Here is a 25,540-nt window from a genome sequence, read left to right as displayed (position 1 = left end):
GGCCCCACACCCGGAGTGTCTTCACTACCAGCCGCCACCAGTCCTGCGAGGGAAAAAATGCCGACGCCGATGATGCCGCCGACGCCGATGGCGGTGAGCTGCCAGAGCCCGAGGGACTTGAACAGACCGCTGTGCTTGTTTTCTTCTTCGATGTCGTCAATGGGCTTGCGCCTCATGATCGACTGGGACATGTCTTTAGTGGTCATCAGGAACTCCTGCTTGGGTGGGGGCCCGTCACGGCGGTCGCTGGCAGCACTTGTGACGGAGGCAACTCAGTCCCAACAGTATGCAAGCATGATTGCATTAGATAAAGTGACTACTTCTAACCAATATTCATTAGATTCGGTAAGGAATTCCTCATGCTTGATGTTCGCCGCCTCAGGCTTCTCCGGGAATTGAAGATCCGGGGCACCCTTGCGGAGGTGGCAGACGCGCTCCAGTACAGCCCGTCGTCGGTCTCTCAGCAACTGGCCCTGCTCGAGAAGGAAGTGGGCGTGGAGCTGCTCCGGAAGACCGGGCGGCGTGTACAGCTGACGCCCCAGGCGGAGGTCCTCGTGGCCCACACCGCCCAGCTGCTTGAGACCATGGAGCAGGCTGAAGCGGACCTCGCCGCGTCCCTCACCACCGTCACAGGTACGGTCCGGATAGCGGTGTTCCAGTCCGCAGCACTGGCGCTGATGCCGGATACCCTCACGCGCATGGGGGCGGCCTACCCGGAGGTGCGCATTGAAATGATCCAGCGCGAACCGGAAACCGCGCTGCACGAGACCTGGGCACGGGACTTTGACCTGGTGATCGCCGAACAGTATCCGGGCCACGCCGCCCCGCGCTACCCCGAATTGGACCGCATCAAGCTGACCACGGATGCCATCCGGCTTGCCGTTCCGCCAAGGTCTCCAGACCAGCCACCCATCACCTCGCTGGAGGACACGGCAGAGCTGCCGTGGGTGATGGAGCCCCGTGGTGCAGCCTCCCGGCACTGGGCGGAACAGGCCTGCCGCAGCGCAGGCTTCGAACCCGATGTCCGCTTCGAAACTGCGGACCTCCAGGCCCAGATGCGGCTGATTGAATCGGGAAATGCCGTGGCGCTGATGCCTGACCTTGTGTGGATTGGCCGCGGCACCACCGCCCAGCTGCTGGATCTGCCCGGCAATCCGCACCGCACTATTTTCACCTCGGTACGCCGTTCCAGTGTCCAGCGCCCAGCCATCCTGGCGGCCCGGGAGACGCTGGCTGCGGCGGCCGCATCCGTGGCGCAGACGGACGACGGCGGCGTCCCCACCGGGGATGCGTCCTAGCGTGGCCGGTTCCGGAACTGCCCGGCCGTAGTGTTCCCTGCGTCACTGCGCGATGCGGGGCCCGGCGCTAGACTGTGGCTGTTATGAATCGCACAATGTTCAAGTCCAAAATCCACCGGGCCACCGTCACGCACGCCGACCTGCACTATGTAGGTTCGGTCACCGTTGACCTGGACCTCCTTGATGCTGCCGATATCCTCCCCGGCGAGCTCGTGGCCATTGTGGACGTGACCAACGGTTCGCGGCTGGAGACGTACACCATCGCCGGCGAGCGCGGCTCGGGCGTCATCGGCATCAACGGCGCCGCCGCGCACCTGATGCACGAGAACGACATCGTCATCCTGATCACGTACGCCCAGATGACCACGGACGAGGCTCAGTCCTACTCCCCGAAGGTTGTCCATGTGGACCGGGACAACAGGATTGTCCAGATCGGGAACGATCCGGCGGAGGGCCACACGCCCGGCCTGATGCGCCCGCCGTTCGCCCTGAACAACGCCGCACTGTAGCCGGAGCGTGAGTCCGGGCACCCATCACCGCCGAAGCTTCGGGGGTTCCTCTTGGTAGGCGTGCTGCAGGGCTTCTTTGTGGTCTGGTTCATCATCCTGGTGGGCTGGTTTGTGGGCCGGCAGCGGATTCTTGGCGAGAACGGCCGCCAGGTCCTGAGCGGACTGACCTTCTTTGTTGCAAGCCCGGCCCTGCTGTTTGAGACCCTCAGCAAGGCTGAGCTGAATGCAGTCTTCGCGGAACCACTGCTGGTCACGGCCGTTGCCGCCTTTGGCAGCGCCCTGGTCTTCTTTGCGATCGTTAAGTTCTGGCTGAAACGGGCGCTGCCGGAAGCGCTGATGTCCTCAATGGCGGCCTCCCTGGTCAACTCCGCCAACCTGGGCATACCCATCGCCATCTACGTTCTTGGTGACGCCAGCTACGTGGCTCCGTTGCTGATCTTCCAGCTGGCCTTCTTCTCACCGCTGTTCCTGATGTTCCTGGATGCCAGCACCAGCTCACACCGCACCACACCGCTGGGGTTCGTCCTGATGATCCTGCGGAATCCCATGATCGTCGGCGCCGGTTTGGGCCTTCTGGTGGCGGGTACCGGCTGGGAAATTCCGGAGCTGGTCCTGGAACCTATCCACCTGATCGGCGGCGCCGCGATTCCTGCCATGCTGATCGCGTTCGGCATGAGCCTGAATGGCGGCAGGCCCTTGCAGGCTGCCGCCGGCAGGCGCTTCGATACGGTCCTGGCAAGCACCTTCAAGCTGGTGGTCCAGCCGGCCATGGCCTACGTCTTTGCACGCTTTGCCCTGGGCATGGAAGGGCACGCGTTGTTTGCTGTGGTGGTCATTTCCTCCCTTCCCACAGCGCAGAACGTCTTTGTTGCCGCCAGCCGCTACAACACCGGGCTTACCGTAGCCAAGGACACCGTCCTGATCACCACAGTGGTGGCGGTACCAGCGATGATCGGCGTAGCCCTCCTGCTCAACTGAACCACCCGGCGTCCGGACAAGTGCCGGTTCGGCAACCTCAAGGCACGCGCTCCTAAGGCGATTCGGAGGCCGTATCAGGGTCGAACGTCTGCCGGGAGGGGTCGCCGGAGACGGGGGTGGCGGGCATCGCCATCACCGCGGCCACGGCGAGGACAGCACAGACGAGGACGCTCAGGAAGACGGCCCCGGACGCTGCCACAACGTTCGACCCACCCTCCGCACCGCCGCCTGCATAGACGGCATTGGCGACAGCGCCGAAGGCAGCCACCCCCAGTGCGCTGCCGATGGAGCGGGCGAAGAGGTTGGTGCTGGTGACCACACCGCGCTCATTCCACGGAACGCTGGACTGCGCTGCGATCAGGGTAGGAGTCGCCACCAGGCCCAGGCCGAGCCCGACGACGAAGCAGCTGCCCGCCACCAGCGCCACGTTGGGTGTGGCCGAGGTGAGTGCGAGGAGCGCCACGCCGAGGACGGTGACGCTGATGCCGATCAGGGCCGTGGACTTGAAGCCGATCCGCAGGTAGAACCGGCCCGCCTGAGAGGCGCTGATCGGCCAGCCGACGGTCAGGGCTGCGAGGGCCAGGCCAGCGACCAGCGGGGACGTTGACAGGGCCCCGTCCAGGAACGTGGGCACGTAGGAGGTCAGTCCGATCATGACCGTTCCCACACCGAAGGAGACCAGGGCGGTGGTGCCGAGCAGCCGCCGCGATACAACGTACGGCGGAAAGACAGGCTCGGCCGCCCGCCGCTCAACCAGGATGAACAGGAAAAGAAGGACGGCCCCCGAGCCGAAAATGCCGATGCTGAGGGGCGAGTCCCAGGCCCAGCTGTGCCCGCCCTGGAGCGCGCCGAGGATGAGCAGGGTGAGCGAGGCAGCCAGCAGGACAGCGCCTGCATAATCCACCTTGTGCTTGGCCGGTTCCACGTTCTCGTGGAGGGTCCGCACCAGCATCCATCCCGCCAGCAGGCAGAGCGGGACGTTCACCAGGAAGATCCCCCGCCAGGCTCCCAGGGAGGCGAAAATTCCGCCGAGGCTCGGTCCCACAACGGACGACGCCGCCCAGACACTCGCCAGATACCCTTGGACTTTCGCGCGTTCCTCGAGCGAATAGATGTCACCGGCGATGGTGATGGACACGGGCAGCACGGCACCGGCACCCAGGCCCTGCAGCGCCCGGAAGGCAATGAGGGCAGGCATGCTCCAGGCGAGGCCGCAGAGGATGGAACCAAGGAGGAAAAGCCCTATACCGGCCAGGATAATCGGTTTGCGGCCGGCCATATCGGACAGCTTCCCGTAAATGGGCACCGAGACAGCCTGGGCCAGCAGGTACGCCGAGAAGAGCCACGGAAAAGACGAGAACCCGCCTATGTCAGCCACAATCGAGGGCACGGCTGTGGCCACGATGGTTGCGTCAATGGCCACAAGCCCGGTGGCCAGCATGAGGGCAATGAGGATCGGGCCCCGTTCGGAGCGGAATCCCACGGGATTGGCCTCTGTTGTCATCGTTCCACTCTAGGACGGAACGATGCGGCACCTAGTTCTGCGCCCGCGGCTCCTGCCTGTCCTGGTGCCCGTCCAGGAGCCGGGCGCAGCGGATGAAGCCCAGGTGCGAGTATGCCTGGGGGTGGTTTCCAAGGTGTGTTTCGGTGCTGGGATCGTATTCCTCGGGCAACAGACCGGTAGGCCCGAACAGGTTCACCAGCTGGTCGAAAAGGTCCCAGGCTTCCTCTATCCTGCCCACGGCAACGTACGCCTCAATCAGCCAGGTGGTGCAGATGTGGAAGCCGCCCTCCAGACCCGGCAGACCGTCGTCGTACCTGTACCGGAATACGGTGGGCCCCACCCGGAGTTCCCGTTCCACCGCCGTCACGGTATCCAGGAAGCGCTGGTCGGTCACGTCCAGCAGGCCGGACAGGCCGATATGCAGGACGGCGGCATCGAGGTCCGGGCTGTCATACGCCACGGTGTATGACCTGGCGGAGTCATCCCAGCCTTCGCGCAGGACTTCCTCCCGGATGGTGCGGGCCGTGGGCTCCCAGGAGGGCGCCGGCTCCTTGCCGTGCCGGGCTGCGGTGCGGAGTGCCCGGTCCAGGGTTACCCAGCACATCACTTTGGTGTAGACGTGATGCCGTGGGGGACGGCGGGCTTCCCAGATGCCATGGTCGGGTTCGTGCCAGCGGGCCAGCACAGCGGCCGCCATCTGCACCATCAGCTCCCAGTGGTCATCCGCGAGGGTCCCGTGCCGTTCGCTGACGGTGTGGATCAGCTCAGCGATGGGGCCGAAGACATCCAGCTGGACCTGATGGTCCGCAGCGTTGCCGATCCGGACGGGCCGGGAGCCCGCGTACCCGGGCAGGCTGTCGACGACGGCTTCGGTGGACAGCGGCGCACCCGTGACCGAATACAGCGGGTGCAGCCATTCCGGGCCGGGCGCATGCTCGAGGATGCGGCCCAGCCAGCCCAGGAATCCGGCCGCTTCCGTGGTGGACCCGAGGTCCGCCAGCGCGTTCACGGTCATGGAACCGTCGCGCAGCCAGCAGTACCGGTAATCCCAGTTCCGCGTTCCGCCGATTCCTTCCGGCAGCGACGTGGTGGGGGCGGCCAGCACGGCCCCGGTAGGCTCGTGCACCAGGGCACGGAGGACCAGCGCAGAGCGGCGGACCAGCGATGGTTTCACCGAGGGAAGCTCGAGATCCCGTACCCAGCGCCGGGAATGATGGGCTACTCCTGCGCGCCGATCGGTCTCCCCGCCGGGATCCGCCAGCTGCGGTTCGGTATCACCGCAGCGCAGGTTAAGGACCACTGGCCCGTCCTGCAGGTTGACCGACGCCATGGCTGTGGCGTGGCGGCCGTCCGAGGTGATGGTGAAGCTGACGCCCGGGGCAAACAAAATGATGGGATCCGATGTTCCCACCACGTGGAGTTCGTCGCCGCGGGCCTCCATGCTGAACGGGGCGTTGGCGTAGTCCGGGCGCGGCGCAAAAACGATCTTGGCGCCGCCGGTGCCGGACAGCACGCGGACCAGGCTGGTGATGCCCTCGGGCGCCGGTTCGAGGTAGTCCGTGACCGTGACGTCCGCCCAGCGGGTCTCCACAATCATGGTGCTGTCCACATAGCGTTGGCCGAGCACCTGGGAGGGCTTGACCGGTTCCACCGTGAAGTGCCCTGCGGCGTCCCCGCCCAGGATGTGCGCGAACAAAGAGCCTGAATCCGGCAGCGGGTGGCTCATCCAGCAGATCTTGGCATCCGGGGTGACCAAAGCGGTGGAAGATCCGTTGCCGATCATCGAGTGCCGCTCGAGCCCCACGGCGTCCTCACCGAAGAGCCACGCGCGCCGCAGTTCAAAGAGCATGGCCAGGACCCGGGCGAACGATTCCGGGTCCCGCAGCCGGTGGGTGGCCCTGGTGTCCCCCGGCCCCACGCGCAGGCCCATGTCCGGACCGCGGAGCGTGGCGATGGCCAGCTCGTCGCTGTAGGCATCCCCGGCGTACAGGGCAGCGCTGGCGCCAAGCCGGGACCTCAGGCTTTCGAGTGCGTCCGCCTTGGACGGCTCTACCACGGAGAGGTCCAGCACGGAGCCGTCCACGATGAAGAACAGGCCGTGGGCCTTGGCGATGTCCCGCGCCGTGTCGGTGACGGTCTTCACCACGTCAGCTGTGGCCGGCCGGGTGTGTATGGACACAGCCACTGGTTTGCGTTCGATCCAGATTCCGGGGTGGAAGCCCACGGCCTCGGACAGTGCTGCACTGATTTTTTGAAGGGTGGCTTCGGTGGCGAGGGATTGGACGTGGGCGTAACCCATGTCCGCCTCGGCACCGTGCGAACCGATGAGGTGCACTTCGGCGGGAAGCCGGGATACCGCGGCGAGGTCACGCAGTGAGCGTCCGGAGATGACGGCAGCGTGTGTATTGGGCAGTGCGGCCAAAGCACGCAAGGCGATTGCGGCGCTGCCCAACGGGAGTGTCTCGGTGGAGATTCCCTCGGCGTCGCACAAGGTTCCGCCGTAGTTGCACGCCACGAGCAGTCCGGGAACGCGGGCCAGGACCTTGAGCTCTGCAAGCAACGAGGGGGTGAAGCCTTCGTCGGCTGCGTCGGACTGGACGAACGCGCGGAGCAGGCCCAAGGGCAGTGACTTGGTCAGGAGCGCGGAATCGGCCACGCTCTGGTTGAGCGGTGTAGGCATTTGCATAACCCTTCACGCAGATTCCTGCCCGGAGCAGCAGCCGCTGGATCTTTCCTGGCGGACATCCGGGTGGTGCCCCGCTCGGGAATTCCCCAGCGGACTTCCTGAGGGGGCACTTTTCATTCTCCGCCCGGACGGTTTCCCGCGAAAGTCTCCTGCATTACGTATGTGTAAAAGTCGAAAAGCGGGTAGTAGCCCTGCCAGGCCTCATGTCACGCAGGGAAGGCTTTTGGCGCACGACGACGGCGCTCCCCGCGTGTTTCCGGGGAACCGCCGTCGTGCATTCCCAAAACGGTGCCGGGGGTGACGCTATGCGGCGGGGGGCCTGGGCAGGGCGCCGCCGAACAGCCGGGTTCTTAGACCCGGACCAGCCCGGCGGCCTGTGCGAGCAACTCCACGGAGCGCAGCCGCGCCTCGGTTCCGGTGCTCTGGTGCGCGACGATGAGTTCATCGGCATCCGAATGCTTGGCGAACTCGTCAAGGTACTCGATTACGGCGTCCGGGGTGCCGATGGCGGAGTACGTCATCATCTGCGAGACGTGCTGGCCCTGCGGGGAGTCAAGGATCATGTCCGCTTCGTCGTCGGTGAACTCGCGGCCGCCACCGAAGAACAGCGAGACGCGGGCCCGCTTGGTGGCCCGGAACGTTTCCTGCGCCTCAGCTGCGGAATCCGCTGCGATCACGTTCACTCCGGCGATAACGTGCGGGGCGTCCAGTTGGGCTGAAGGCTTGAATTCGCGGCGGTACAGCGCCACGGCATCCTGCAGGGCGGTGGGGGCGAAGTGGGACGCGAACGCATAAGGGAGACCCAGCTGGGCGGCCAGCCGGGCGCCGAACAATGAGGACCCAAGGATGTACAGCGGAACGTTTGTGCCCTTGCCGGGAGTGGCCTCAACTCCCTGGATCCGGGTGGGGCCGGTGAGGTAGCCCTGCAGTTCCAGGACGTCCTGCGGGAAGCTGTCGGCGGACATCGGATCCCGGCGCAGGGCGCGCAGGGTGTTCTGGTCGCTGCCGGGGGCGCGTCCCAGGCCGAGGTCGATCCGGCCGGGGTGGAGGGTTTCGAGGGTGCCGAACTGCTCGGCGATGGTCAGCGGCGAGTGGTTCGGCAGCATGATGCCGCCGGCGCCCAGCCTGATGGTGTTGGTGTGGGCCGCCACGTGGGCAATCAGCACACTGGTGGCCGAGGACGCGATGGAAGACATATTGTGGTGCTCCGCGTACCAGATCCGCCGGTAGCCCAGTTCTTCGGCCCGCTGCGCCATGGCCACACTGCCCGCGAAACTCTCCGCCGCCGTCTGGCCCTTACCAATGGTCGCCAGGTCAAGGATGGAGAGGGGAAGCGTCACGTCGGTGCCGGCCTTTCAATGCGTTGCGTAGTGGTTCGCCGGCCGGGTTCCGGCGGGCACATTGTGGACAACGACGGCGGCGGCCGGGTTATTTCTCCTGTGAGCTACGGAATACTCAGCATGCTGAGGGTGTTGCCGCCCTCATGAGCCAAGACGCGAACCATCAGGAACTGTCCGCAACTATTGACCTCAAGGATTTGGGAACCGTGCACCGCCTGGGCTTCGGTGCCATGCGCATCGTGGGCGACGGAGTGTGGGGTGAGCCCGCCGACAGGCAGGCCGCCATCGCAGTGGTGCGCCGCGCCGTCGAACTCGGCGTGGACTTCATTGACACCGCCGACTCGTACGGGCCCAACGTCAGCGAGGAAATCCTGGCCGAAGCCCTCCACCCCTACAAGGGCGGGCTGAAGATCGGCACGAAGGTCGGCTTCACCCGGACCGGCCCGCACCAGTGGATCGCGGTGGGCCGGCCCGAATACCTGCGCCAGCAGACCGAGCTGAGCCTGCGGAAGCTGAAGGTGGACACGCTGGATCTGCTGCAGCTGCACCGGATCGATCCGAAGGTGGACGCGGAGGAGCAGTTCGGGGTGCTTCGTGAACTGCAGGACGAGGGCAAGGTCAAGGCCTTGGGACTGTCCCAGGTCAGCGTGGCCGAGCTCGAGGCAGCCGGAAGGCACTTCACCGTCTCCACCGTTCAGAACCGCTACAACCTGACCGACCGCAGCTCCGAGGACGTGCTGGAGTACGCGGAGGCACATGGCATCGGCTTCATTCCGTGGGCACCCATCTCGGCGGGCGAGCTCGCGCAGCCCGGCGGCCCGCTGGACGAGGCGGCGAAGCGTCTGGGTGGCACCACCTCGCAGGTGGCCTTGGCGTGGCTGCTGCGCCGCTCCCCTGTCATGATGCCGATTCCGGGGACCGGATCCGTGAAACACCTCGAAGAAAACATGGCAGCGGCCGGAATCAGCCTCGATGACGCAACCTACGCCGAGCTGGAGGAAGCGTCCAGCGCCCTCGCCGAAGCCTAGGAACTGCAACCCGCACTTTTTCAGCCGCGTGAAACCGGCACTGACAGGAGACACAAACATGGCAAACATTCTGATGGTCGTATCGGCCGCTGACTCGCTCACCATGAAGGACGGCAGCGAGCATCCCACAGGTTTCTGGGCCGAGGAGCTTGTGGTTTCGCACCAGCTGCTGCAGGCGGCCGGACATACGGTCCACATCGCCACTCCCGACGGAGTGAGGCCGACCGTGGACCAGGTGAGCCTGGCAGCGGAATCGGCGGGCGGCGAGGAACGTGCGGACGGCTTCCGGGACTACCTTGCGTCGATCGACGCCGAGCTCTCCGCGCCTCTGGCCCTGACCGACGTCGACATCAACTCCTATGACGCCGTAGTAATGCCTGGTGGGCACGGCCCCATGACGGACCTGTACAAGGACGCCGACCTCGGCCGCCTTCTCGTTGCGGCGGACAAGGCAGGGAAGGTCATCGCCCCGTTCTGTCACGGCCCCGCCGGGCTCCTGAGCGCAACGCTCGACGACGGTTCGTTCGCCTTCGCGGGGCGCCGCCTCATCGTTTTCACAAACGAGGAGGAGCTGACCGGCGGCACAGGAGAGAACACGCCCTGGCTGGTTGAGGATGCCCTGAAGGAGAAGGGCGCCGTTATCGAGAATGCGGCGGCGTGGAGCTCCAACGTGGTCCGCGACAGCAACCTCATCACCGGCCAGAACCCGCAGTCCAGCGAGGCCGTGGCGAAGGAAGTGGTGAAGGCCCTGGCTGCCTGATCGTTTTCCTGCTTCAAGGCACAATCAAGACACAAAGTGGAGGCCCGGCCGTCTGGCCGGGCCTCCACTTTTCTATGGTTGTTCGTTGCTACTTCAGCTTGAAGTTGGCGCTGATGGAGCTGCCATCCTTTGCCGTCATGACGAGCTTGTAGCAGGTGCCCGCCCCGGTTGGCGTCTTCCAGTTGTAGACGAATTGGCCGCCGATAGCGTCGTAGCGCAGAATCGTGCTTCCGGCTGTAGCCAAGGTTTCGATTTCGTCAGTGACAACACCAGCTGAGCAGGTGATCTTGAACGCTGTAAATGCCATAAGGCTAGCGTCCGTAATCTCGCTGTCGCCTGCGAACACTTCGAACTTGGCCGGAACGGTACTGCCACCCTTGACGGTGTTGAAAACGCCGTCCATGTCTATGGGCTGGTAGAAACCCTTGATGGTCCAGGCGAGGACCTCGTACTCCTGAGTGATAGTGGTTTTGTTGCCAGCCAGGTCAGTCGCCGTGGCAGTCAACTTATGCTTGCCCACCGACGTTGAGTAGCCGTAAACAATGCAGCTGCCATCCATTCCGGACCCTCCATCGGAAGCGATGCACGTGGGCTTCGGCGCAGTGGAGCCGTAGTACCCGCTGGTTACGGCTGAGCTGAACTCGGCCTCCGGGGCGGTCTTGTCAATCTTGAACGACGCCGTCACCGCGCCTTCCTCTGTGGCGTTTCCGGCATAGTCTTCGAAGATTGGGCTCCTTACGTCGACGAGGCCTTCACCGCTGGAGCTGACGCTCTGCGTTGCCGGCGCCGAAAGCAACCCGGACAGCTGGTCGCTTCCGGTGAAGTCGACCACAACGTCGCTGGTGTACCAGCCGTTTGCGCCGGTGGTACCGGACAGGACGGTGGAGGTCACCTTCGGGGCAGTCTTATCGATCTTGTAAGTTGCCGAGTCGGCACCCACCGCGCTCAAGTTGCCAGCTACATCTTCGAAGGCCGGGCTGTCGACCTTCACGGCGGCACCTTCGCCGTTTGATGTCTCTTCCTGTGTTGCTTCTGATTGCAGTCCCGACGTCTCATCGAAGCCACTGAAGGTGGCGACGACATCGGTGTTGTACCAGCCATAGTCATTCGGAGACGCGGGGCTAGCCCCTGAGAGGGCAACACGCGGTGCAGTCCAGTCGATCTGGAACGTATCGCTATCAGCCCGGGCGTCGGTGGTGTTGCCTGCGTTGTCGGTGAATGCGGGGCTGTAAACCTTTACAGATCCCTGGCCAATGGAAGTTACCGTCTGGGTATCCGTCGCCAGCCCGGACATCGTGTCGGTTCCGGTGAAGAGCGCGTCGACGGCGGAGGTGTACCAGCCGTTCTTGCCCAAGGTTCCGGTTGCGCTCGTGTATTCAACCGTAGGTGCCGTTCCATCCTTCTTGATGGGCGCCGTCTCCCAAGTAGCAATGCCACCGCTGCTGGTGGCTGAGCATGAGTAGGACGTAGCAGCCTGATCTGCTTCGATGAGACGGTCAACGCAGCCCTCCTTCCTTACGCTGAAAGGCGAGTCTGCTTCGGTGACGGTCCAGGTCAACTGGACCGCATTGCGGTACCAGCCCGCGAGCCCATCCGGATTGGCGGGGGTCAGGGTGTAACTGATCAGCGGTGCCGTGGCATCGATGATGTTGTACGTCACCGAACTTGAGACTTCGATTCCGCCGGAGTCCTTGTAGTAGCAGGTGGCCTCCTGCGTTCCGATCCCGTCAGCGGAATCCGGACCGGTGATCGCGCTGAGTGTGGCAAGGAATGATGGCGGGTTGTCTTCCTTGTCAGTCACATTGCAAACCGCGGCGGGAACAGAGCCCTTGGCGGAGGAGCCGCCCAGAGTGGGACCGGTGATGACCAAACTTGGAGGCGTATTAGCAGGCGCCGCAGCTATCACGTTCACGATGAACGCTGCCGGGCCAGTATTGAAGGAATAACCGGTGGTGTTGCCGACTATACGAGCCGTGATATTCGTCGATCCTCCGGTGAGCGGCTTGATTGTGAGCGGCTGAGTGAAGCCACACGATGTGAAGGTTGTTTCGGAGGGTGACACAGTGGCTACCGTCGGCTGGTCAGAGACGATCTCAAGTTTGAGCGTGGTCTGTCCCTGAAGGTTGCAGCCGCTCTTTCCGTCGCCATCTTTTGTTGCCAGCGCCAATGTAGTGGTGCCATCAGCACCTCCCGCGTTCAGTGGCATGATCTTTGAGACTGAATCGACTGTCATGGGAAGCGTGTTGTATATATCGTCCGCGTAAGCCACCCCCGGACTCGCCAGAAGCAGGCTCCCCGCAGCCAGCGCAGCCAACGCCCTGAACCCTGCACGCCGGGGCTGTTTCCTGCCCGGTCCCGCGCCCGCACTTACCTCTGAAAGCCTCATAAAAATGCCCTCCCTCATGGCACTGCGGCCGCCGTGGACGCAACGTTGTTTCACCGTAGGCGGCGGGCCCAAGGAGGCACACGCGTAATGGGCACCTGTCTTTTTTGCGCGAGTACTCATATTCGTACGCGCCACTAGTAGCACTACTTGGTTTATGACCGCCCCTGACGCCCGGTTAACCGCCGTTACTCCCGGTATCGCACCGTTTCGGCGGCCTTTGATCCCGTGCGTGCACTCCCGGATAGTTGCTGCCACAAGCACAAAATCACGAACTTCCAAGGGGAAATCATGGCCACATTCAGGACAAAACCGGCGCTCGGGGCAGCTCTCGCAGTGACCTCGCTGCTGGCGCTTGCCGCCTGCTCGGACCCGGGCGCGACGGCGGCGTCAGCACCGTCGTCGGGCTCCACCACCGCCGCAGGAAAGACGTTCAACCTGGCCCCGGAACAGGACCGCATCACGGTGGACGTTGATGCGGAGGCTGCCGCACTGGTGCCGGAAGCCATCAAGACGGACGGCAAACTGACCGTGGTCACCACCGGCGGCTCGGCCCCGCTGACTCTTTTCGCCACGGACAACAAGACCCTCATCGGCAGCGAAGTGGATATTGCCTACGCGGTGGGCGAGTCGCTGGGGCTCGAGGTCGAAGTCCTTCCCGTCGCCTGGGCGGACTGGCCCCTGGGCGTCGAGTCGGGCAAGTACGAGGCAGTGCTCTCCAACGTGACCGTCACCGAAGCGCGCAAGGAGAAGTTCGACTTCGCCACGTACCGCAACGACCTCCTCGGCTTCTACGCCAAGGCCGACTCCACCATCGGCGACATCAAGGAAGCCAAGGATGTTGCCGGCAAACGCATCATCGTGGGCTCCGGCACCAACCAGGAAGCCATCCTGGTCCGCTGGGACGAGGAGAACAGAGCCAAGGGGCTCGAGCCGGTGGCGTTCCAGTATTACGACGACGACTCCGCCTCGACCCTGGCGCTCCAGTCGGGCCGTGCGGACCTGACGTTCGGACCGAACGCCTCGGCCGCCTATAAGGCCGCGAAGGACGGCAAAACCAAGGAAGTGGGCACGCTGAACGGCGGCTGGCCGCTGACGGCTGAGATCGCCTTCACCACGCAGAAGGGCAACGGGCTCGCGGTTGCTGCCCAGGCGGCCCTCAACCAGCTGATCGAGGATGGCGATTACGCCAGGATCCTGGACCGCTGGGGGCTCTCTTCGGAAGCCATCCAGAAGTCCGAACTGAACCCGGCAGGCCTGCCCAAGAAGTAAGCGGACCTGCCGACGAATGGATCCCCGCACTGCAGCAGCGGTGCGGGGATCCGCCGTTGACCACATGTGGCGGCATGAGTACTCTGGGCCAACTATCCCTTGCCGTGGATCGTGGAGGCAGCAGTGGGCGGCAATGCCAAAAGCAGCACAGACTACGAATTTCTGACCGTCTGGCGAGTGACCGGGACCCCGCACGAGGTGATGGAGATTCTGGGTGATGCCGGGGCACTGGCCCGCTGGTGGCCCTCGGTCTATTTGACAGTTGCGCCCCTGGACCCAGGCACCACGGATGAGAGCGCAAAGACGTTCCTCCTCCACACCAAGGGCTGGCTGCCGTACACCCTGAAGTGGCGGCTCACAGTCACCGAGCCCATCACCGAAAAGGGACTTGCACTGTCCGCCCAGGGTGACCTCAACGGCACAGGACGCTGGACCTTCGAACAGGACGGGCCGGAAACGGTTGTCACCTATGACTGGCGGGTCAGCGCCGCCAAACCGCTGCTGCGCCGGCTCAGCTGGCTGCTCAGGCCCGCCTTTTCCGCGAACCATCGGTGGGCGATGGCCCGCGGGCAGGAAGCCCTCGCCCTGGAATTACGACGACGGCGGCCGGGAGCGGATCTTTCCACTATCCCCCGGCCTGCGCCGCCCACGTTTGTCAGCCGGTACCCCTGGCCACGGATGAAAACCCACACCTGACAGGACCCTACAGCCGCTGCTCCCACACCGTCAGCTGCAACCTGACACCCCCAACGGAAGGGTCGACGGCGGCACTCACCGAAGTGCCGAGGTCGAACACTCCACCGAAGCTGCGGCGCGCGGCCTTGAAGCAGCTCCGAAGCCACCCGCTGAAGGGGACCGCGCTCATGACGCGCGGACCGCCTCGGCAGTTTCGTCAGCAGAACGCACCGGCGTGTCCAGCCCGAGGTTTTCCCGCAGCGTGCTGCCCGCGTACTCGGTGGGGTAAACACCACGCTGCTGCAGTTCCGGGACCAGATGGTTCACGATGTCGTCAAGGCCGGTGGGTATCAGCCAGGGCGAGATGTTGAAACCGTCCACCGCACCCACGCGGGCGTACTCCGCCAACCGGTCCGCCACCGCCGTGTACGAACCGGTGAAGGTGGCGTCAATACGCGCCGTCTTCGAGGAAACGAACTGGCGGATGGACAGGCCTTTGTCCTTGGCCTCCGCCCGCCACTGGTCCGCCAGTTGGCGGGCCTTCGCGCCGTGGAAACCGCTGCCGCGGGTCTCGGAGGTCTCCTCCACCACGGGATCAATCTCCGGCAGCGGGCCGTCAGGATCGTACTCCGACAGTTCACGGCCCCAGAACTGCTCCAGGTACGCCACCGCCTGCTGCGGCCCGATCTGCAGGCTGCGCACCCACTCCTTCTTCTCCCGGGCCTCGGCATCCGTGGGCGCGAGGATGAACTCGCTTGCCGGCATGATCTGCACGGCGTTGGCGCCGCGGCCGGCAGCCAGCGAACGCTCCACGAGGTCCTTGCGGAACTGCACGGCATCGTCGAACTTGGGGTGGGCAGAGAAAATGACGTCCGCCTGGCGTGCCGCAAAGTTGCGGCCCTCCTGGGAATCGCCGGCCTGGAAAAGCACCGGCCGGTACTGCGCGCTGCGGGGCAGTCGCGGCGTCACATCCACCGTGTAATGCTGGCCCTCATGGAGCACGCGGCGGGCGGGCCCCTGCGTGGTGTCCCAGGAGTCCCAGATCCGCTTGGCAGTTTCCACAAACGCTTCGGCGTGCTTGTAACGTTCTGCGTGGTCCAGGTATCCCCCGCGGCGGAAGTTCGCCCCGGTCCAGGCGTTGTCCGTGGTCACGATGTTCCACGCGGCGCGGCCGCCCGAAATCAGGTCAAGGGACGCGAGCCGGTGCGCGAGGTCCGCGGGATCGTTGTAGGTGGTGTTCTGGGTGGCCACCAGCCCGATGTTTTTGGTCACCGACGCCAGGGCTGCCAGCATCGTCTGGGCGTCCGGACGGCCCACAACGTCCAGGGCATGCGGGCGGCCCAGGTGTTCACGCAGGCGAAGTCCCTCGCCCAGGAAGAAGGCGGCGAACAGGCCGCGCTCGGCGGTCTGCGCGATGCGGCGGAACGACTCAAAGTCGGTCTGGGAGCCGGATTCGGCCGCCTTCCAGATGGTGCCGGAGTTGACTCCCTGGAAGAAGATGCCGAACTGGATCTTGCCCGAGGGTGTAAAAACCTCGGATTTAGCACGGTTGTGCTGGGTCATGGTTTTCCCCTTATTTTCCGGCGCCGACGGCGGCGGCTGCGTAGCGGCTGGCCGGGCGTGTCAGCCCCAGCAGGTCACGGAAGGTGCCGTCCTGGACGGGCGGCCGAAGCGCGCCCCTGCGCCGAAGCTCCGGCAGCACCAGCCGGGACAGTTCGTCCAGCTCCACGGCGAGCGACGCCGGGTGCAGGCGGACGCCGTCGGCCTCTGCCAGAAGATCCGTGAGGAGGTCCGTGAGGCCTGCTGGGCTGCCCGCGTACCGTGCACGGCCGTCTTCAGACCCGGCCGAACGCTCCGCCGCTGCCTGCCCTCGTGAGTCAAGGACGACGTCGAGCTCGGCGATCACTGCCACAGCCGGCCCAATCCGGGCACGCACATCGCGCACCTCGGCGGCCAGCAGTTCCGGCGTCGGCGCGGTGACCAGCACAGCGTCAACGGCGTCGGCGGGCACCTGGCCGCTGCCCACCAGCGACGCCGCGGCGATCACAGGCAGCTGACCCTGCAGCGGCCTCGGAATGATGGATGGACCCTTCACCGAGTACGCTGGCCCGGCAAATTCTGCAGGCGTTTCGAAGTCCGCGTAGTGCAGTTTGTCCACGTCGAGGTAGCGGCCCGTGGCGACGTCGCGGATCACGGCATCGTCCTCCCAGGAATCCCACAGCCTGCGGGACACCTCGATGGACGCCGCGGCTTCCTGCGCCACTGCGGTGCCACTCACGGCGGAACGTCCGACGGCGGCAGCCGCCTCAGGCGATTCCACTGCGGTGACGATCCACCCGGCACGGCCGCAGGAGACATAATCCAGGCTCGCCAGCTGGGTGGAGACGTGGAATGGCTCCGTGTAGACGGTGTCCACTTCGGGTGCCAGGGCGATGCTGCGCGTCACCGGCCCTGCGAAGGCCGCACGCTGCAGCGCGTTGACCCGGCCGGGAACCGGCGCGTCGGAGAAGGTAGCGGCGTGGAAGCCAGCGGATTCAGCGGCGAGGACGGCTTCGGCGAGGCTCGCGAAATCCCCGCCATCCCAACCCGCGCCGTCGAGCTCAATGGCTAAGAACCCTGCCTTGGACGATGCTGCTCTGCTCACTGCTGGTCCTGACGTTCGTAGGGGATCTTCTCGCCGGCTTCAATGGCCACCGGCAGCCGGTTTTCGGCCGGCGGCAGCGGGCAGGTGGCGAGGTCCGTGTAGGCGCACGGCAGGTTCACCGCCCGGTTGAAATCGAGCTCCACGGAACCGTCCGCCGCGGGCACCACCGACAGCGAGCGGTTGGCCGCATAGGTTGTCTTGCCGGAGGTCTGGTCCGTGAACAGCACGGACAGCGAACCCGGCGCGTGCCCGTTGAACGCGGTCAGCGCCAGTTCCTGGCCCGCCAGCTTGAAGCGGATCTCGCCCGGCGCCTCGTAGACGTGCTGGATGCCTTCGACGGCGGCACCCACTGTGGTGAGCCGCGGCGCCTCGAAGGACACATAGGTTCCACGGACGGCGTACGCCGCATCCGGCGAGTAGGCCGGTGTGCCCTGGTATTCGCGCAGCAGACCGTTCTCCGGATTCCGCGGCCGCACAATGTACTCGCCGCCGCGCTTGGCCACTTCAATGACCGTATCCCCGGACACCAGGTTGAGGCCGCCACGCTCCTCAATCGGGCCGAATTCGAGCGCTGCCCCGGCGGCAGTGTTCAGTTCCTGCCCGTCCCGCTGCAGGCTTTCGGCCGGCTCGAGGACTACGCGGACGACGTCGGCCTCCGCGCTCCAGGTGCCCGGGGCACCTTCCAGCCGGGCGGCTTCGCTGCCCAGCCAGTGCAGGTGGGTCACGGCCAGAAAGCCGTGCGGGTGCGCACGGTGGCGTTCGTGTGCTGCGTGCCATTCCTGCCAGTCGGCGTCGAAGGATGCGAGGGCGGTTTGAGTATGTAGTGCGTTCATGATTCCTTTCCGGAAGCAGCGGCGGTAGCAGCAGCCTGGGCGGCCGCAAAGGATTCCTCGGTGATGGTCTTGGATTCCGGCAGGGCCTCCTCCGAGAGTCCCCAGCGTTCCAGGACTTCGGCGTAGGAACCGTCCTGGATGGCGGAGTTCAGCGCCTCACTGAGGACGGGAGCCAGGCCGTTGCCGCGCAGGGTGGTGGCGGCCACGAGTGTCTCGGAAGGCCAGCCCGCGTTCACCTTGCCCACCACCTTCAGGTCATCGCGGGTGTTCTCCCGGTACACGGTGGACGGGTAGGGGGCGATATTGAGGTCGGTCCGGCCGGAGGAGAGTGCCAGGATGGTGTCCGCATCGGTGGAGTAGTACTGCAGGACGGCCGGAGCCTTGCCCTTGCCTTCGAGTTCCTTGTTCCAGGCCAGAAGGATCTTCTCCTGGTTGGTCCCTGAGCCCACGGAAACCTTCAGCCCGGAGATGTCATCCGCGCCCCTAATGTCATAGGTGGCGGACTTTTTGGCCTCGAAGCCCATGTACGCCGCGCGGTAGGTGGCGAAGTCGAACAGCTTCACGCGGTCCTTGTTGACGCCCACGTTGGAGAACACCGCTTCGAAATCGCCGGACTGGGTCTTCAGCGGCCAGTTCTCCCACGAGGTGATCTGGACGTCCAGTTCCAGCCCCAGCTTGTCCGCCACGAGCTGGGCGAGGTCCAGCTCCACACCGATCGGCGTCCTGTCGTCAGTGGCGTGGAAGGTCAGCGGAATGGAACCTGCCGTGGTGGCCACGGTGAGCTTGCCGTCCTTGCCGATCAGCTCCGGGACTGTGGCGGCGAGCGCCGCGTCCTTCTCTGCCCGGATCCGCTGCTGGTCCGGTGCGGTGTTGTAAACCACGCCGTTGCGTGCCGCCGTCGCAGTTGCACTGCTTCCGGAGGCTGAGGCTCCCGGGTCGGCGCAGGCGGACAGTGCCGCGGTTCCCAGAAGTACAACGGCGGGCAGCGTGGCGAGGGAGCGCACGCGGCGGTGGGGGCTGGTGAAAGATGCCATGGGGAGTTCCTTTAGATGTTGAAAGCCGGTTCGAGCACTTTGGAGAAGAAGCTCCGGGTGCGTGGTTCCTGGGGGTTGGTGAAGAGTTCCTGGGGGCTGCCCTGTTCCACGATCTGGCCCTCGTCCATGAACACCACGGTGTCCGCCACATCGCGGGCGAACCCCATCTCGTGGGTGACGATGATCAGGGTGGTGCCGGACTTTGCCAGTTCGCGGATGACGTCCAGCACCTCGTTGACCAGTTCAGGGTCAAGGGCGGAGGTTGGCTCGTCGAACAGCAGGATCTTGGGGTCCAGGGCCAGCGCCCGGGCAATCGCCACACGCTGCTGCTGGCCGCCGGAGAGCTGGCGGGGGTAGGCGCCGGCCCGGTCCTTCAGGCCCACCCGGTCCAGGAGTTCAAGCCCGCGGCGGCGCGCCTCCTCCTTGGAACGCCCCTGCGCGACGACGGGCGCCTCGGTGACGTTCTCCAGTGCGGTCAGGTGCGGGAACAGGTTGAAGTTCTGGAACACCATGCCGATTTCGGTGCGCTGCTTCAGGATGTCCTTCTCGCGCAGCTCGTGCAGGCGCCGGCCACGGACTTCGTAGCCCACCAGCGTCCCGTCGATGGCGATGTGGCCGCCGTCGACCTTCTCCAGGTGGTTGATGGTGCGCAGCAGCGTGGATTTTCCCGAGCCGGACGGTCCCACGATGACGGCCACTCCCCCGGGCTCAACGGTCAGGGTGATGCCTTTGAGGACCTCGGTGGTTCCAAACGATTTGCGGACCTTCGTGATTTCCACCAGGCCACGGGTGGCTTCCGGGGCGGTGGCAGTTTCCGGGAGGCTCTGGGTGGCGGTGCTCATCGCGGGCTCCTTGCACGGTTGGGTGCCACGGCGTGGGTGGCGAAGAATTTCCGGGCCTTCTGCAGCGGCGTCAGCGGAAGGCTGCGCACAGCGCCCCTGGAGTAGTGCCGTTCGATGTAGTACTGGAAGACGCTCAGCACCGAGGTGATCACCACGTACCAGAGCGTGGCCACCAGGAGCAGCGGCAGCACCTGCTGGGTGCGGTTGTAGATGACCTGGACGGTGTAGAACAGCTCCGAATAGGCCAGGACGTAGACGATCGAGGTGCCCTTCACCAGGCCGATGATCTCGTTGAAGGCCGTGGGCAGGATGGCGCGCATGGCCTGCGGCAGGACGATCCGGGTGGACCGGCGCCACGCCGGGATTCCCAGCGCGGCTGCCGCCTCGAGCTGCCCCTGGTCAACGGAGAGGATGCCGCCGCGGATGATTTCGGCAGAGTAGGCCGCCTGGTTCAACGTCAGGCCGAGTACCGCCGCAGCGAACTGGCTGATCAGGGTGGTGGTCTGGACCTCGAAGAACCGGACGTCCGTGAACGGGATCCCCAGGCTGATCTTCTCGTAGAGGTAACCCAGGTTGTACCAAAGGAGCATCTGGACCAGCAGCGGAGTGGACCGGAAGATCCACGAGAAGGTCCAGGACACCGAGACCAGCAGCGGCGAGGCGGACAGCCGCATCAGGGCGAGGATGAAGCCCAGGACGAACCCGAGGATGCCGGAGATGGCGGTCAGTTTCAGGGTTTCCAGGAGGCCGTTGACCACGGACTGCGCGGTGAACCACTGCGCCACAACGCCCCACTCCCACCGCGGGTTGGTGGCGAGCGACCATGCGATGCCGAAGACGCCCAGGGCCACCACGGCAGTTCCCACCCAGCGCCATGGATGCTTTGCGCCCACCAGCGGGAATCCGGAGTAGTCGGTGGCCGGCCGGCGGGGTCGCGAGCCGGGTCCGGACGGGCCGGATGTCCCCACCCCGGCGGCTCCCGCCGCAGTCGTTGCCGGATCGGCTGCCGTCTGTTCGGTGGCCGTCTGTCCGGTGGCCGGCCCTGCTGCTTTTGCTGGCTCTGCCGGCTGGGCCACTTTGGTTACTGCTGAACTCATGCGCCACCTCGCTTCTTCACTGGCTGTTTGTGTATCCGGTCGCCGGAACCTGTTGGTCCGGGTGCTGGCTGCAAATCTAGGGCGGTGCGGAAAGGGGCAGCAAGGCGGCAAGTTGCATTACTTCACCGGGCTTCGCACAAGGTCATGAGTCGGTTTTTTACGTCCTGCAACGCCCGGCGACGCGGAGTTAACGGGCGTTACCGGCCCCTCGACCGCCGTCGGACCGGCTGCCTAGCATGGGCACTCAACCCACTGCCAGCACGCCGTCCCGATCAGGAGTTCCCATGCCAGCGAGCGCACCGACCGTCGTCTTCGTCGGGGGCGGCCCGCGCACCGCAGGGGTGCTGGAGCGTATGGCTGCCAACCGGCCCGGGCTGTTCGCCGGCCCGCTGGATATCCACGTCGTGGAACCGTACGAGCCGGGCTCCGGCCGGATCTGGCGGTACGACCAGCACCCGGGACTCATGCTCAACTCGACAGCCGCGGACGTCACCATGTTCACTGACTCCTCCGTGGAATGTGATGGCCCGGCCGTGGACGGTCCCGGACTTGCCGGGTGGGCCGCCGGGATCCTGGACGGCTCCATCACCGATGTGCCGGACTTTCCGCGGTCCCTCCGCCACCAGCTGCAGTCCCTCACCGGAGGCACCTTCCCCACCCGCCAGCTGAACAGCCAGTACCTGGAGTGGTTCTTCCGCCGCGCGGCTGCTGCCCTCGGGGGACAGGTGACGGTACACCGCACCACTGCCCTCTCCATCGAGCCCGCCGGCCGCACCTCCGCTACCGGCGCAACGTCCGACGACGGCCCCCACCTCGTTCGGCTGGCCACCGGCGGGACCCTGCGGGCCGACGTCGTGGTCACGGCGCTCGGCCACACCGACTCACGGCCGGACGCAGCCTCGGCCACGTGGGCAGCCTTCGCCGCCCGGCATGGCGGTTTCCACGCGCCACCCAGCTACACCACCGACGTCGACTATTCAGCCCTTGCCCCGGGCCAGGACGTGATCGTTGCCGGGATGGGGCTCGCGTTTGTTGACCTGCTGGTGCTGCTGATGGAAGGCCGCGGCGGCCGGTTCGAGGAAACGCCCGACGGCGGCCTGACCTACCGCGCGTCCGGACGGGAGCCCAGGCTATGGGCCGGTTCGCGGCGCGGGGTGCCCTACCATTCCAAGATCTCCTCCACCCTTCGTGGTGAGGCGCCCGGTGCCCTGAGCTTCTTCACCGCCCGCGCCCTCGACTCGCTGCTGGAACGCCACACCGAGCTGGACTTCCGTGAACACCTCTGGCCGCTCATCGCCAAGGAAGCCGGCTACGGCTACTACCGGGAGCTGTTCACCGGCAGCCCGGAGCGGGTAGGTGCGTCCTGGGAGGAGTTTGCCGCCCGTTTCGAGGAGCTCGACTGGTACAGCAGCGCCCGCGAGGAACTCGTGGCGGAAACAGTGCCCGATCCCGCCCTGCACCTTGACCTTGAGCGGCTGGACCGTCCGTTCACCGGGCGGGAATTCACCGATGCCCCGGAAGTCCAGGCAGCGGTGGCCGGCTACATCGGGCACGATCTGGCCCTCCGCGACGGTCCGGACCACCCCGAAACCATGGCGCTGTTCCTGGCTCTGCTGAAGGTCTATATGGATCTGGGCCGGCTGGTCCCGGCTGACCGTCTTAACGCCCGTTCCCAGCAGGCCGTGCATGGCTGGTGGCACGGTTTCTTCAGCTTCGTCGACTCCGGCCCGCCGCCCCGCCGGCTCCGGGAGATGCTTGCCCTGCACAGGGCCGGGCTGCTGCACTTCCTGGGACCGGGCCTTGCCGTCAGCGCGGATGAGTCCACCGGGGAGTTTGTGGCCGGCTCATCGCAGACAGGCTTCACTGTCCGGGCCAGGGCTTTCATCGAGGCGCGCCTGCCGGCAACGTCGGTGGCCCGCTCACTGAACCCGCTGCTTGAATCCCTCCACCTGTCCGGGCTGGCCACCGAGCAGCAGCTGCTCACGGCCGACGGCATCCACTCCACCGGAAAGCTCCTGGTCTCGGACCGGCATCAGCTCCGGGACCAGCGGGGGCGGACCGCCCGCCGCCTGTTCGGAGTGGGTCCGGGAACATCAGGCTGGGGCGCGGGCGCCTTTGCCAGGCCACGCACGAATGCCGCGCCCTTCCGGGAAAACGATGCCCTGGCCCGGACCATCCTGACCACCGCCGCCGGGCTGGCCCCGGTATCCTCAATCCGGCAGGACGCCCCTGCCGAACCCCTCGCCGCCGGAAGGACCTGAAGCATGGACGTCGAAACCTTTACTCCCGGTGCCTGTCGCATCCCTGAAGCGGCCCCGGCGGCCCTCGATGCTGCGGCGCTGACCGTGCTGGATCTGCCCATGCACGATCCCCGGGTACGGCCGCTCCTGGACGAGCTCGCTGTGGAATACGACTCCCGCTACGGCGATCTCTTTGGCCGCGGCGCCGCCGCCGACGAGCTCAACCGGTACCCGGCGTCGGAGTTTGAGGGACCCGGCGGAGCGCTGCTGGTGGTCCAGGCGAACGGGACCTCCGTCGCAGGCGGCGCGTTCCGGCACTACGGGCCGGGGACGGCAGAATTCAAGCGGATCTGGACCCACTCCGCCCACCGCCGTCGGGGGCTGGCCCGGCTGGTGCTGGCCGAACTGGAAGCCCTGGCCGCCCGCCGCGGCTACACCCGCGTCTACCTGACCACCGGCCCCCGGCAACCCGAAGCCAAATACCTGTACCTCACCTCCGGGTACGAGCCGCAGTTCGACCTCAACGAGGATCCGGAAGTTGTTAAGTCGCTCGCTTTCACCAAGGATCTTCCGGCGCCCCGGCTAAGCTAGCCGCATGGCCAACAAATCCACTGCAGAGAAACTCGCCACCATCCAGAAGGGCTACACCCTGGAAGGTGCCACCATTGAGCTGGGTGCCGCCATTGTGGACGGCGAAGTCCACAAGGAAGCCCAGGTCCGGCTGCCGCTTGCCATGATGAACCGCCACGGCCTCGTAGCCGGCGCCACCGGCACCGGCAAGACCGTAACCCTGCACATGATGGCTGAGCAGCTGTCCACCGCCGGCGTTCCTGTTTTCCTGGCGGACATCAAAGGCGATCTGTCCGGCCTGGCCACGGCGGCCACGGGAAGCGGGAAACTCACTGCACGCACTGACGGCATCGGCCAGGCGTGGGCCGGCAAGACCTTCCCGGTGGAGTTCCTTGCCCTGGGCGGCGATGGCAACGGCATCCCCGTGCGGGCCACCATCACCTCTTTCGGCCCTATCCTGCTCTCCCGCGTGATGGAGCTCAACGACACCCAGGAATCCAGCCTCCAGCTGATCTTCCACTTCGCAGACAAGAAGAACCTCGAACTCGTTGACCTCAAGGACCTCCGCGCCGTCATCTCGTTCCTCACCTCGGCCGAAGGCAAGGACGAACTGGAGGAGCTGGGCGGGCTCTCCAAGGCCACCGCCGGCGTCATCCTGCGCGAACTGATCAATCTGGAAGCCCAGGGCCTGGAAAAGTTCTTCGGCGAACCGGAATTCGATACCGCGGAGCTGCTCCGCACAGCCCCGGACGGGCGCGGCGTTGTCACCTGCCTGGAACTCCCCACGCTGCAGACCAAGCCGATGCTGTTCTCCACCTTCCTGATGTGGCTGCTGGCCGACCTCTTCGAAGACCTCCCCGAGGCCGGCGATCTGGACAAGCCCAAGCTCGTGTTCTTCCTGGATGAGGCCCACCTGCTGTTCAACGGCGCTTCCAAGGCCTTCCTCGATGCCATCACCACCACAGTCCGGCTGATCCGGTCCAAGGGCGTGGGGATCTTCTTCGTGACGCAGACCCCCAAGGATGTTCCCGCGGATGTTCTGGGCCAGCTGGCCAACCGCATCCAGCACGCGCTGCGCGCCTTCACCCCGGAGGACGCCAAGGCCCTGAAGGCCACGGTGTCCACGTTCCCGGTCAGTGACTACGACCTTGAAGAAACCCTGACCTCCGCCGGGATCGGCGAGGCAGTCATCACCGTCATGAACGAGAAGGGGGCGCCCACGCCGGTGGCGCTCACCCGGCTCCGCGCCCCCGAATCCGTCATGGGACCCAGCACGGACGGACTCATCAAGAGCACGGTGGCCGGCTCGGCCCTCCTCGCCAAATACGGCACGGCGGTGGACAACGTTTCCGCGTACGAGAAGCTCAACGGCAAGGCCGCAGCGCCCACCGGCGACGCCGCGTCCGGCGAGCCCCCGGTTCCGGGACGCGGCCAGGCCGACGTCGATGCCGAGGCCCGCCGGATCGAAGAGGAAATCCTGGGCCGGCCCAGCAGCCGTCCGGCGCCAGCGCCGGACCGCGCCACCCAAGCTGAACCGACCGGGCGTGCACCCCGGCGGCAGGCACCCGAACCCGCGGCCCCGGCAGGTGGCGGGATGATGGGCGATCTGGCCGGAGCACTGGGTGGGGCCCTGGGCGGCGGCCTCAAAAGCATGGCCCGTTCCATGGGCACCCAACTCGGCCGGGAACTGCTCCGTGGAGTGTTCGGCACCTCGTCCCGGCGCCGCCGGTAGGCAATCCGTAGGATGCTCCGGGCCCTGGCCGCCCGCCGTCGGCCGTCAGGAAAGCCGCCGCCAGGACCGCCGCACGCCACCCAGCGGGACGGCGGCTACACCTGTGTTCCGCGGG

At 65.8% G+C, this 25,540-nt stretch carries 21 protein-coding genes and 1 pseudogene; 10 read left to right on the top strand and 12 right to left on the bottom strand.

Annotation, left to right across the window (positions count from 1 at the left end; all coding sequences use genetic code 11):
• Positions 1–206: pseudogene (locus tag DBR22_RS23450) on the bottom strand (amino acid permease); the annotation flags it as partial.
• 153 nt (positions 207–359) lie between these two features.
• On the opposite strand from DBR22_RS23450, the gene DBR22_RS23445 reads away from it, so the two are divergent.
• The 3 genes from DBR22_RS23445 to DBR22_RS23435 all read left to right on the top strand — a co-directional run bounded on the left by DBR22_RS23445 (position 360) and on the right by DBR22_RS23435 (position 2,785).
• Entirely contained in the window at positions 360–1,298 is a 939-nt protein-coding gene (locus DBR22_RS23445) for a LysR family transcriptional regulator (RefSeq protein ID WP_108600944.1), read from the top strand.
• Between the two features lie 83 nt (positions 1,299–1,381).
• The gene (gene panD / locus DBR22_RS23440) at positions 1,382–1,807 is read left to right on the top strand and encodes an aspartate 1-decarboxylase (protein ID WP_181365312.1); all 426 of its coding nucleotides are present in this window, start codon (positions 1,382–1,384) and stop codon (positions 1,805–1,807) included.
• A 51-nt stretch (positions 1,808–1,858) separates the two neighbouring features.
• Positions 1,859–2,785, top strand: a complete 927-nt coding sequence (locus DBR22_RS23435; protein WP_108600942.1) for an AEC family transporter — start codon at positions 1,859–1,861, stop codon at positions 2,783–2,785.
• A gap of 52 nt (positions 2,786–2,837) precedes the next feature.
• Here the strand turns inward: DBR22_RS23435 and DBR22_RS23430 are convergent, their stop codons facing one another.
• The 3 genes from DBR22_RS23430 to DBR22_RS23420 all read right to left on the bottom strand — a co-directional run bounded on the left by DBR22_RS23430 (position 2,838) and on the right by DBR22_RS23420 (position 8,315).
• Entirely contained in the window at positions 2,838–4,289 is a 1,452-nt protein-coding gene (locus DBR22_RS23430) for an MFS transporter (protein WP_108600941.1), read from the bottom strand.
• A 31-nt stretch (positions 4,290–4,320) separates the two neighbouring features.
• Complete coding sequence (locus DBR22_RS23425; RefSeq protein WP_108600940.1) at positions 4,321–6,969, bottom strand: trehalase-like domain-containing protein; 2,649 nt, start codon at positions 6,967–6,969, stop codon at positions 4,321–4,323.
• A gap of 356 nt (positions 6,970–7,325) precedes the next feature.
• Positions 7,326–8,315 carry an LLM class flavin-dependent oxidoreductase gene (locus tag DBR22_RS23420; RefSeq protein ID WP_108600939.1) on the bottom strand — a complete coding sequence of 330 codons (990 nt, stop codon included), beginning with the start codon at positions 8,313–8,315 and terminating at the stop codon, positions 7,326–7,328.
• A gap of 143 nt (positions 8,316–8,458) precedes the next feature.
• Here DBR22_RS23420 and DBR22_RS23415 point away from each other — a divergent pair, with 143 nt between their 5' ends.
• Positions 8,459–9,343, top strand: a complete 885-nt coding sequence (locus tag DBR22_RS23415) for an aldo/keto reductase (protein ID WP_108600938.1) — start codon at positions 8,459–8,461, stop codon at positions 9,341–9,343.
• A 58-nt stretch (positions 9,344–9,401) separates the two neighbouring features.
• Positions 9,402–10,103 (top strand): type 1 glutamine amidotransferase domain-containing protein, encoded by a 702-nt coding sequence (locus DBR22_RS23410; RefSeq protein WP_108600937.1) that lies wholly within the window; start codon positions 9,402–9,404, stop codon positions 10,101–10,103.
• A gap of 88 nt (positions 10,104–10,191) precedes the next feature.
• Here the strand turns inward: DBR22_RS23410 and DBR22_RS23405 are convergent, their stop codons facing one another.
• A complete protein-coding gene (locus DBR22_RS23405) occupies positions 10,192–12,768 on the bottom strand; it encodes a PxKF domain-containing protein (RefSeq protein ID WP_146187650.1) in 2,577 nt (858 codons plus the stop codon).
• Positions 12,769–12,777: 9 nt separating this feature from the next.
• Here DBR22_RS23405 and DBR22_RS23400 point away from each other — a divergent pair, with 9 nt between their 5' ends.
• Positions 12,778–13,758 (top strand): ABC transporter substrate-binding protein, encoded by a 981-nt coding sequence (locus tag DBR22_RS23400; protein WP_108600935.1) that lies wholly within the window; start codon positions 12,778–12,780, stop codon positions 13,756–13,758.
• 123 nt (positions 13,759–13,881) lie between these two features.
• Positions 13,882–14,454 carry an SRPBCC family protein gene (locus DBR22_RS23395; protein ID WP_108600946.1) on the top strand — a complete coding sequence of 191 codons (573 nt, stop codon included), beginning with the start codon at positions 13,882–13,884 and terminating at the stop codon, positions 14,452–14,454.
• A gap of 7 nt (positions 14,455–14,461) precedes the next feature.
• Here the strand turns inward: DBR22_RS23395 and DBR22_RS24075 are convergent, their stop codons facing one another.
• From DBR22_RS24075 to DBR22_RS23365, 7 genes are read right to left on the bottom strand one after another with little or no spacing between them, the layout of a single operon-like run.
• Entirely contained in the window at positions 14,462–14,623 is a 162-nt protein-coding gene (locus tag DBR22_RS24075; protein ID WP_181365311.1) for a hypothetical protein, read from the bottom strand.
• Positions 14,620–15,996, bottom strand: coding sequence for an NtaA/DmoA family FMN-dependent monooxygenase (locus DBR22_RS23390; protein ID WP_108600934.1), 1,377 nt, complete (start codon positions 15,994–15,996; stop codon positions 14,620–14,622). The genes DBR22_RS24075 and DBR22_RS23390 overlap by 4 nt, the downstream gene beginning before the upstream one ends.
• 10 nt (positions 15,997–16,006) lie before the next feature.
• On the bottom strand, positions 16,007–17,077 hold the full coding sequence (locus tag DBR22_RS23385; RefSeq protein WP_108600933.1) for an LLM class flavin-dependent oxidoreductase: 1,071 nt from the start codon (positions 17,075–17,077) through the stop codon (positions 16,007–16,009).
• A complete protein-coding gene (locus DBR22_RS23380) occupies positions 17,074–17,910 on the bottom strand; it encodes a DUF1684 domain-containing protein (protein ID WP_108600932.1) in 837 nt (278 codons plus the stop codon). Before DBR22_RS23380 ends, DBR22_RS23385 begins: the two co-directional genes overlap by 4 nt.
• Positions 17,907–18,944: a transporter substrate-binding domain-containing protein gene (locus tag DBR22_RS23375; RefSeq protein ID WP_108600931.1), complete on the bottom strand. Its 1,038-nt coding sequence runs from the start codon at positions 18,942–18,944 to the stop codon at positions 17,907–17,909. The genes DBR22_RS23380 and DBR22_RS23375 overlap by 4 nt, the downstream gene beginning before the upstream one ends.
• 11 nt (positions 18,945–18,955) lie before the next feature.
• Positions 18,956–19,786 carry an amino acid ABC transporter ATP-binding protein gene (locus DBR22_RS23370; protein WP_108600930.1) on the bottom strand — a complete coding sequence of 277 codons (831 nt, stop codon included), beginning with the start codon at positions 19,784–19,786 and terminating at the stop codon, positions 18,956–18,958.
• Positions 19,783–20,883, bottom strand: a complete 1,101-nt coding sequence (locus tag DBR22_RS23365; RefSeq protein WP_258229432.1) for an amino acid ABC transporter permease — start codon at positions 20,881–20,883, stop codon at positions 19,783–19,785. Before DBR22_RS23365 ends, DBR22_RS23370 begins: the two co-directional genes overlap by 4 nt.
• Positions 20,884–21,167: 284 nt before the next feature.
• On the opposite strand from DBR22_RS23365, the gene DBR22_RS23360 reads away from it, so the two are divergent.
• From DBR22_RS23360 to DBR22_RS23350, 3 genes are read left to right on the top strand one after another with little or no spacing between them, the layout of a single operon-like run.
• The gene (locus DBR22_RS23360; RefSeq protein WP_108600929.1) at positions 21,168–23,144 is read left to right on the top strand and encodes an FAD/NAD(P)-binding protein; all 1,977 of its coding nucleotides are present in this window, start codon (positions 21,168–21,170) and stop codon (positions 23,142–23,144) included.
• 3 nt (positions 23,145–23,147) lie between these two features.
• Positions 23,148–23,714, top strand: coding sequence for a GNAT family N-acetyltransferase (locus tag DBR22_RS23355; RefSeq protein WP_108600928.1), 567 nt, complete (start codon positions 23,148–23,150; stop codon positions 23,712–23,714).
• A gap of 4 nt (positions 23,715–23,718) precedes the next feature.
• Positions 23,719–25,425 carry a helicase HerA-like domain-containing protein gene (locus DBR22_RS23350; protein WP_108600927.1) on the top strand — a complete coding sequence of 569 codons (1,707 nt, stop codon included), beginning with the start codon at positions 23,719–23,721 and terminating at the stop codon, positions 25,423–25,425.
• Positions 25,426–25,540: the final 115 nt, after the last annotated feature.

The organism is Arthrobacter sp. HMWF013 (assembly GCF_003061105.1).
GTDB lineage: Bacteria > Actinomycetota > Actinomycetes > Actinomycetales > Micrococcaceae > Arthrobacter.
The sequence above is the reverse complement of the archived record's forward strand: the minus strand, read 5'-3'. Positions and strand labels throughout refer to the sequence as shown.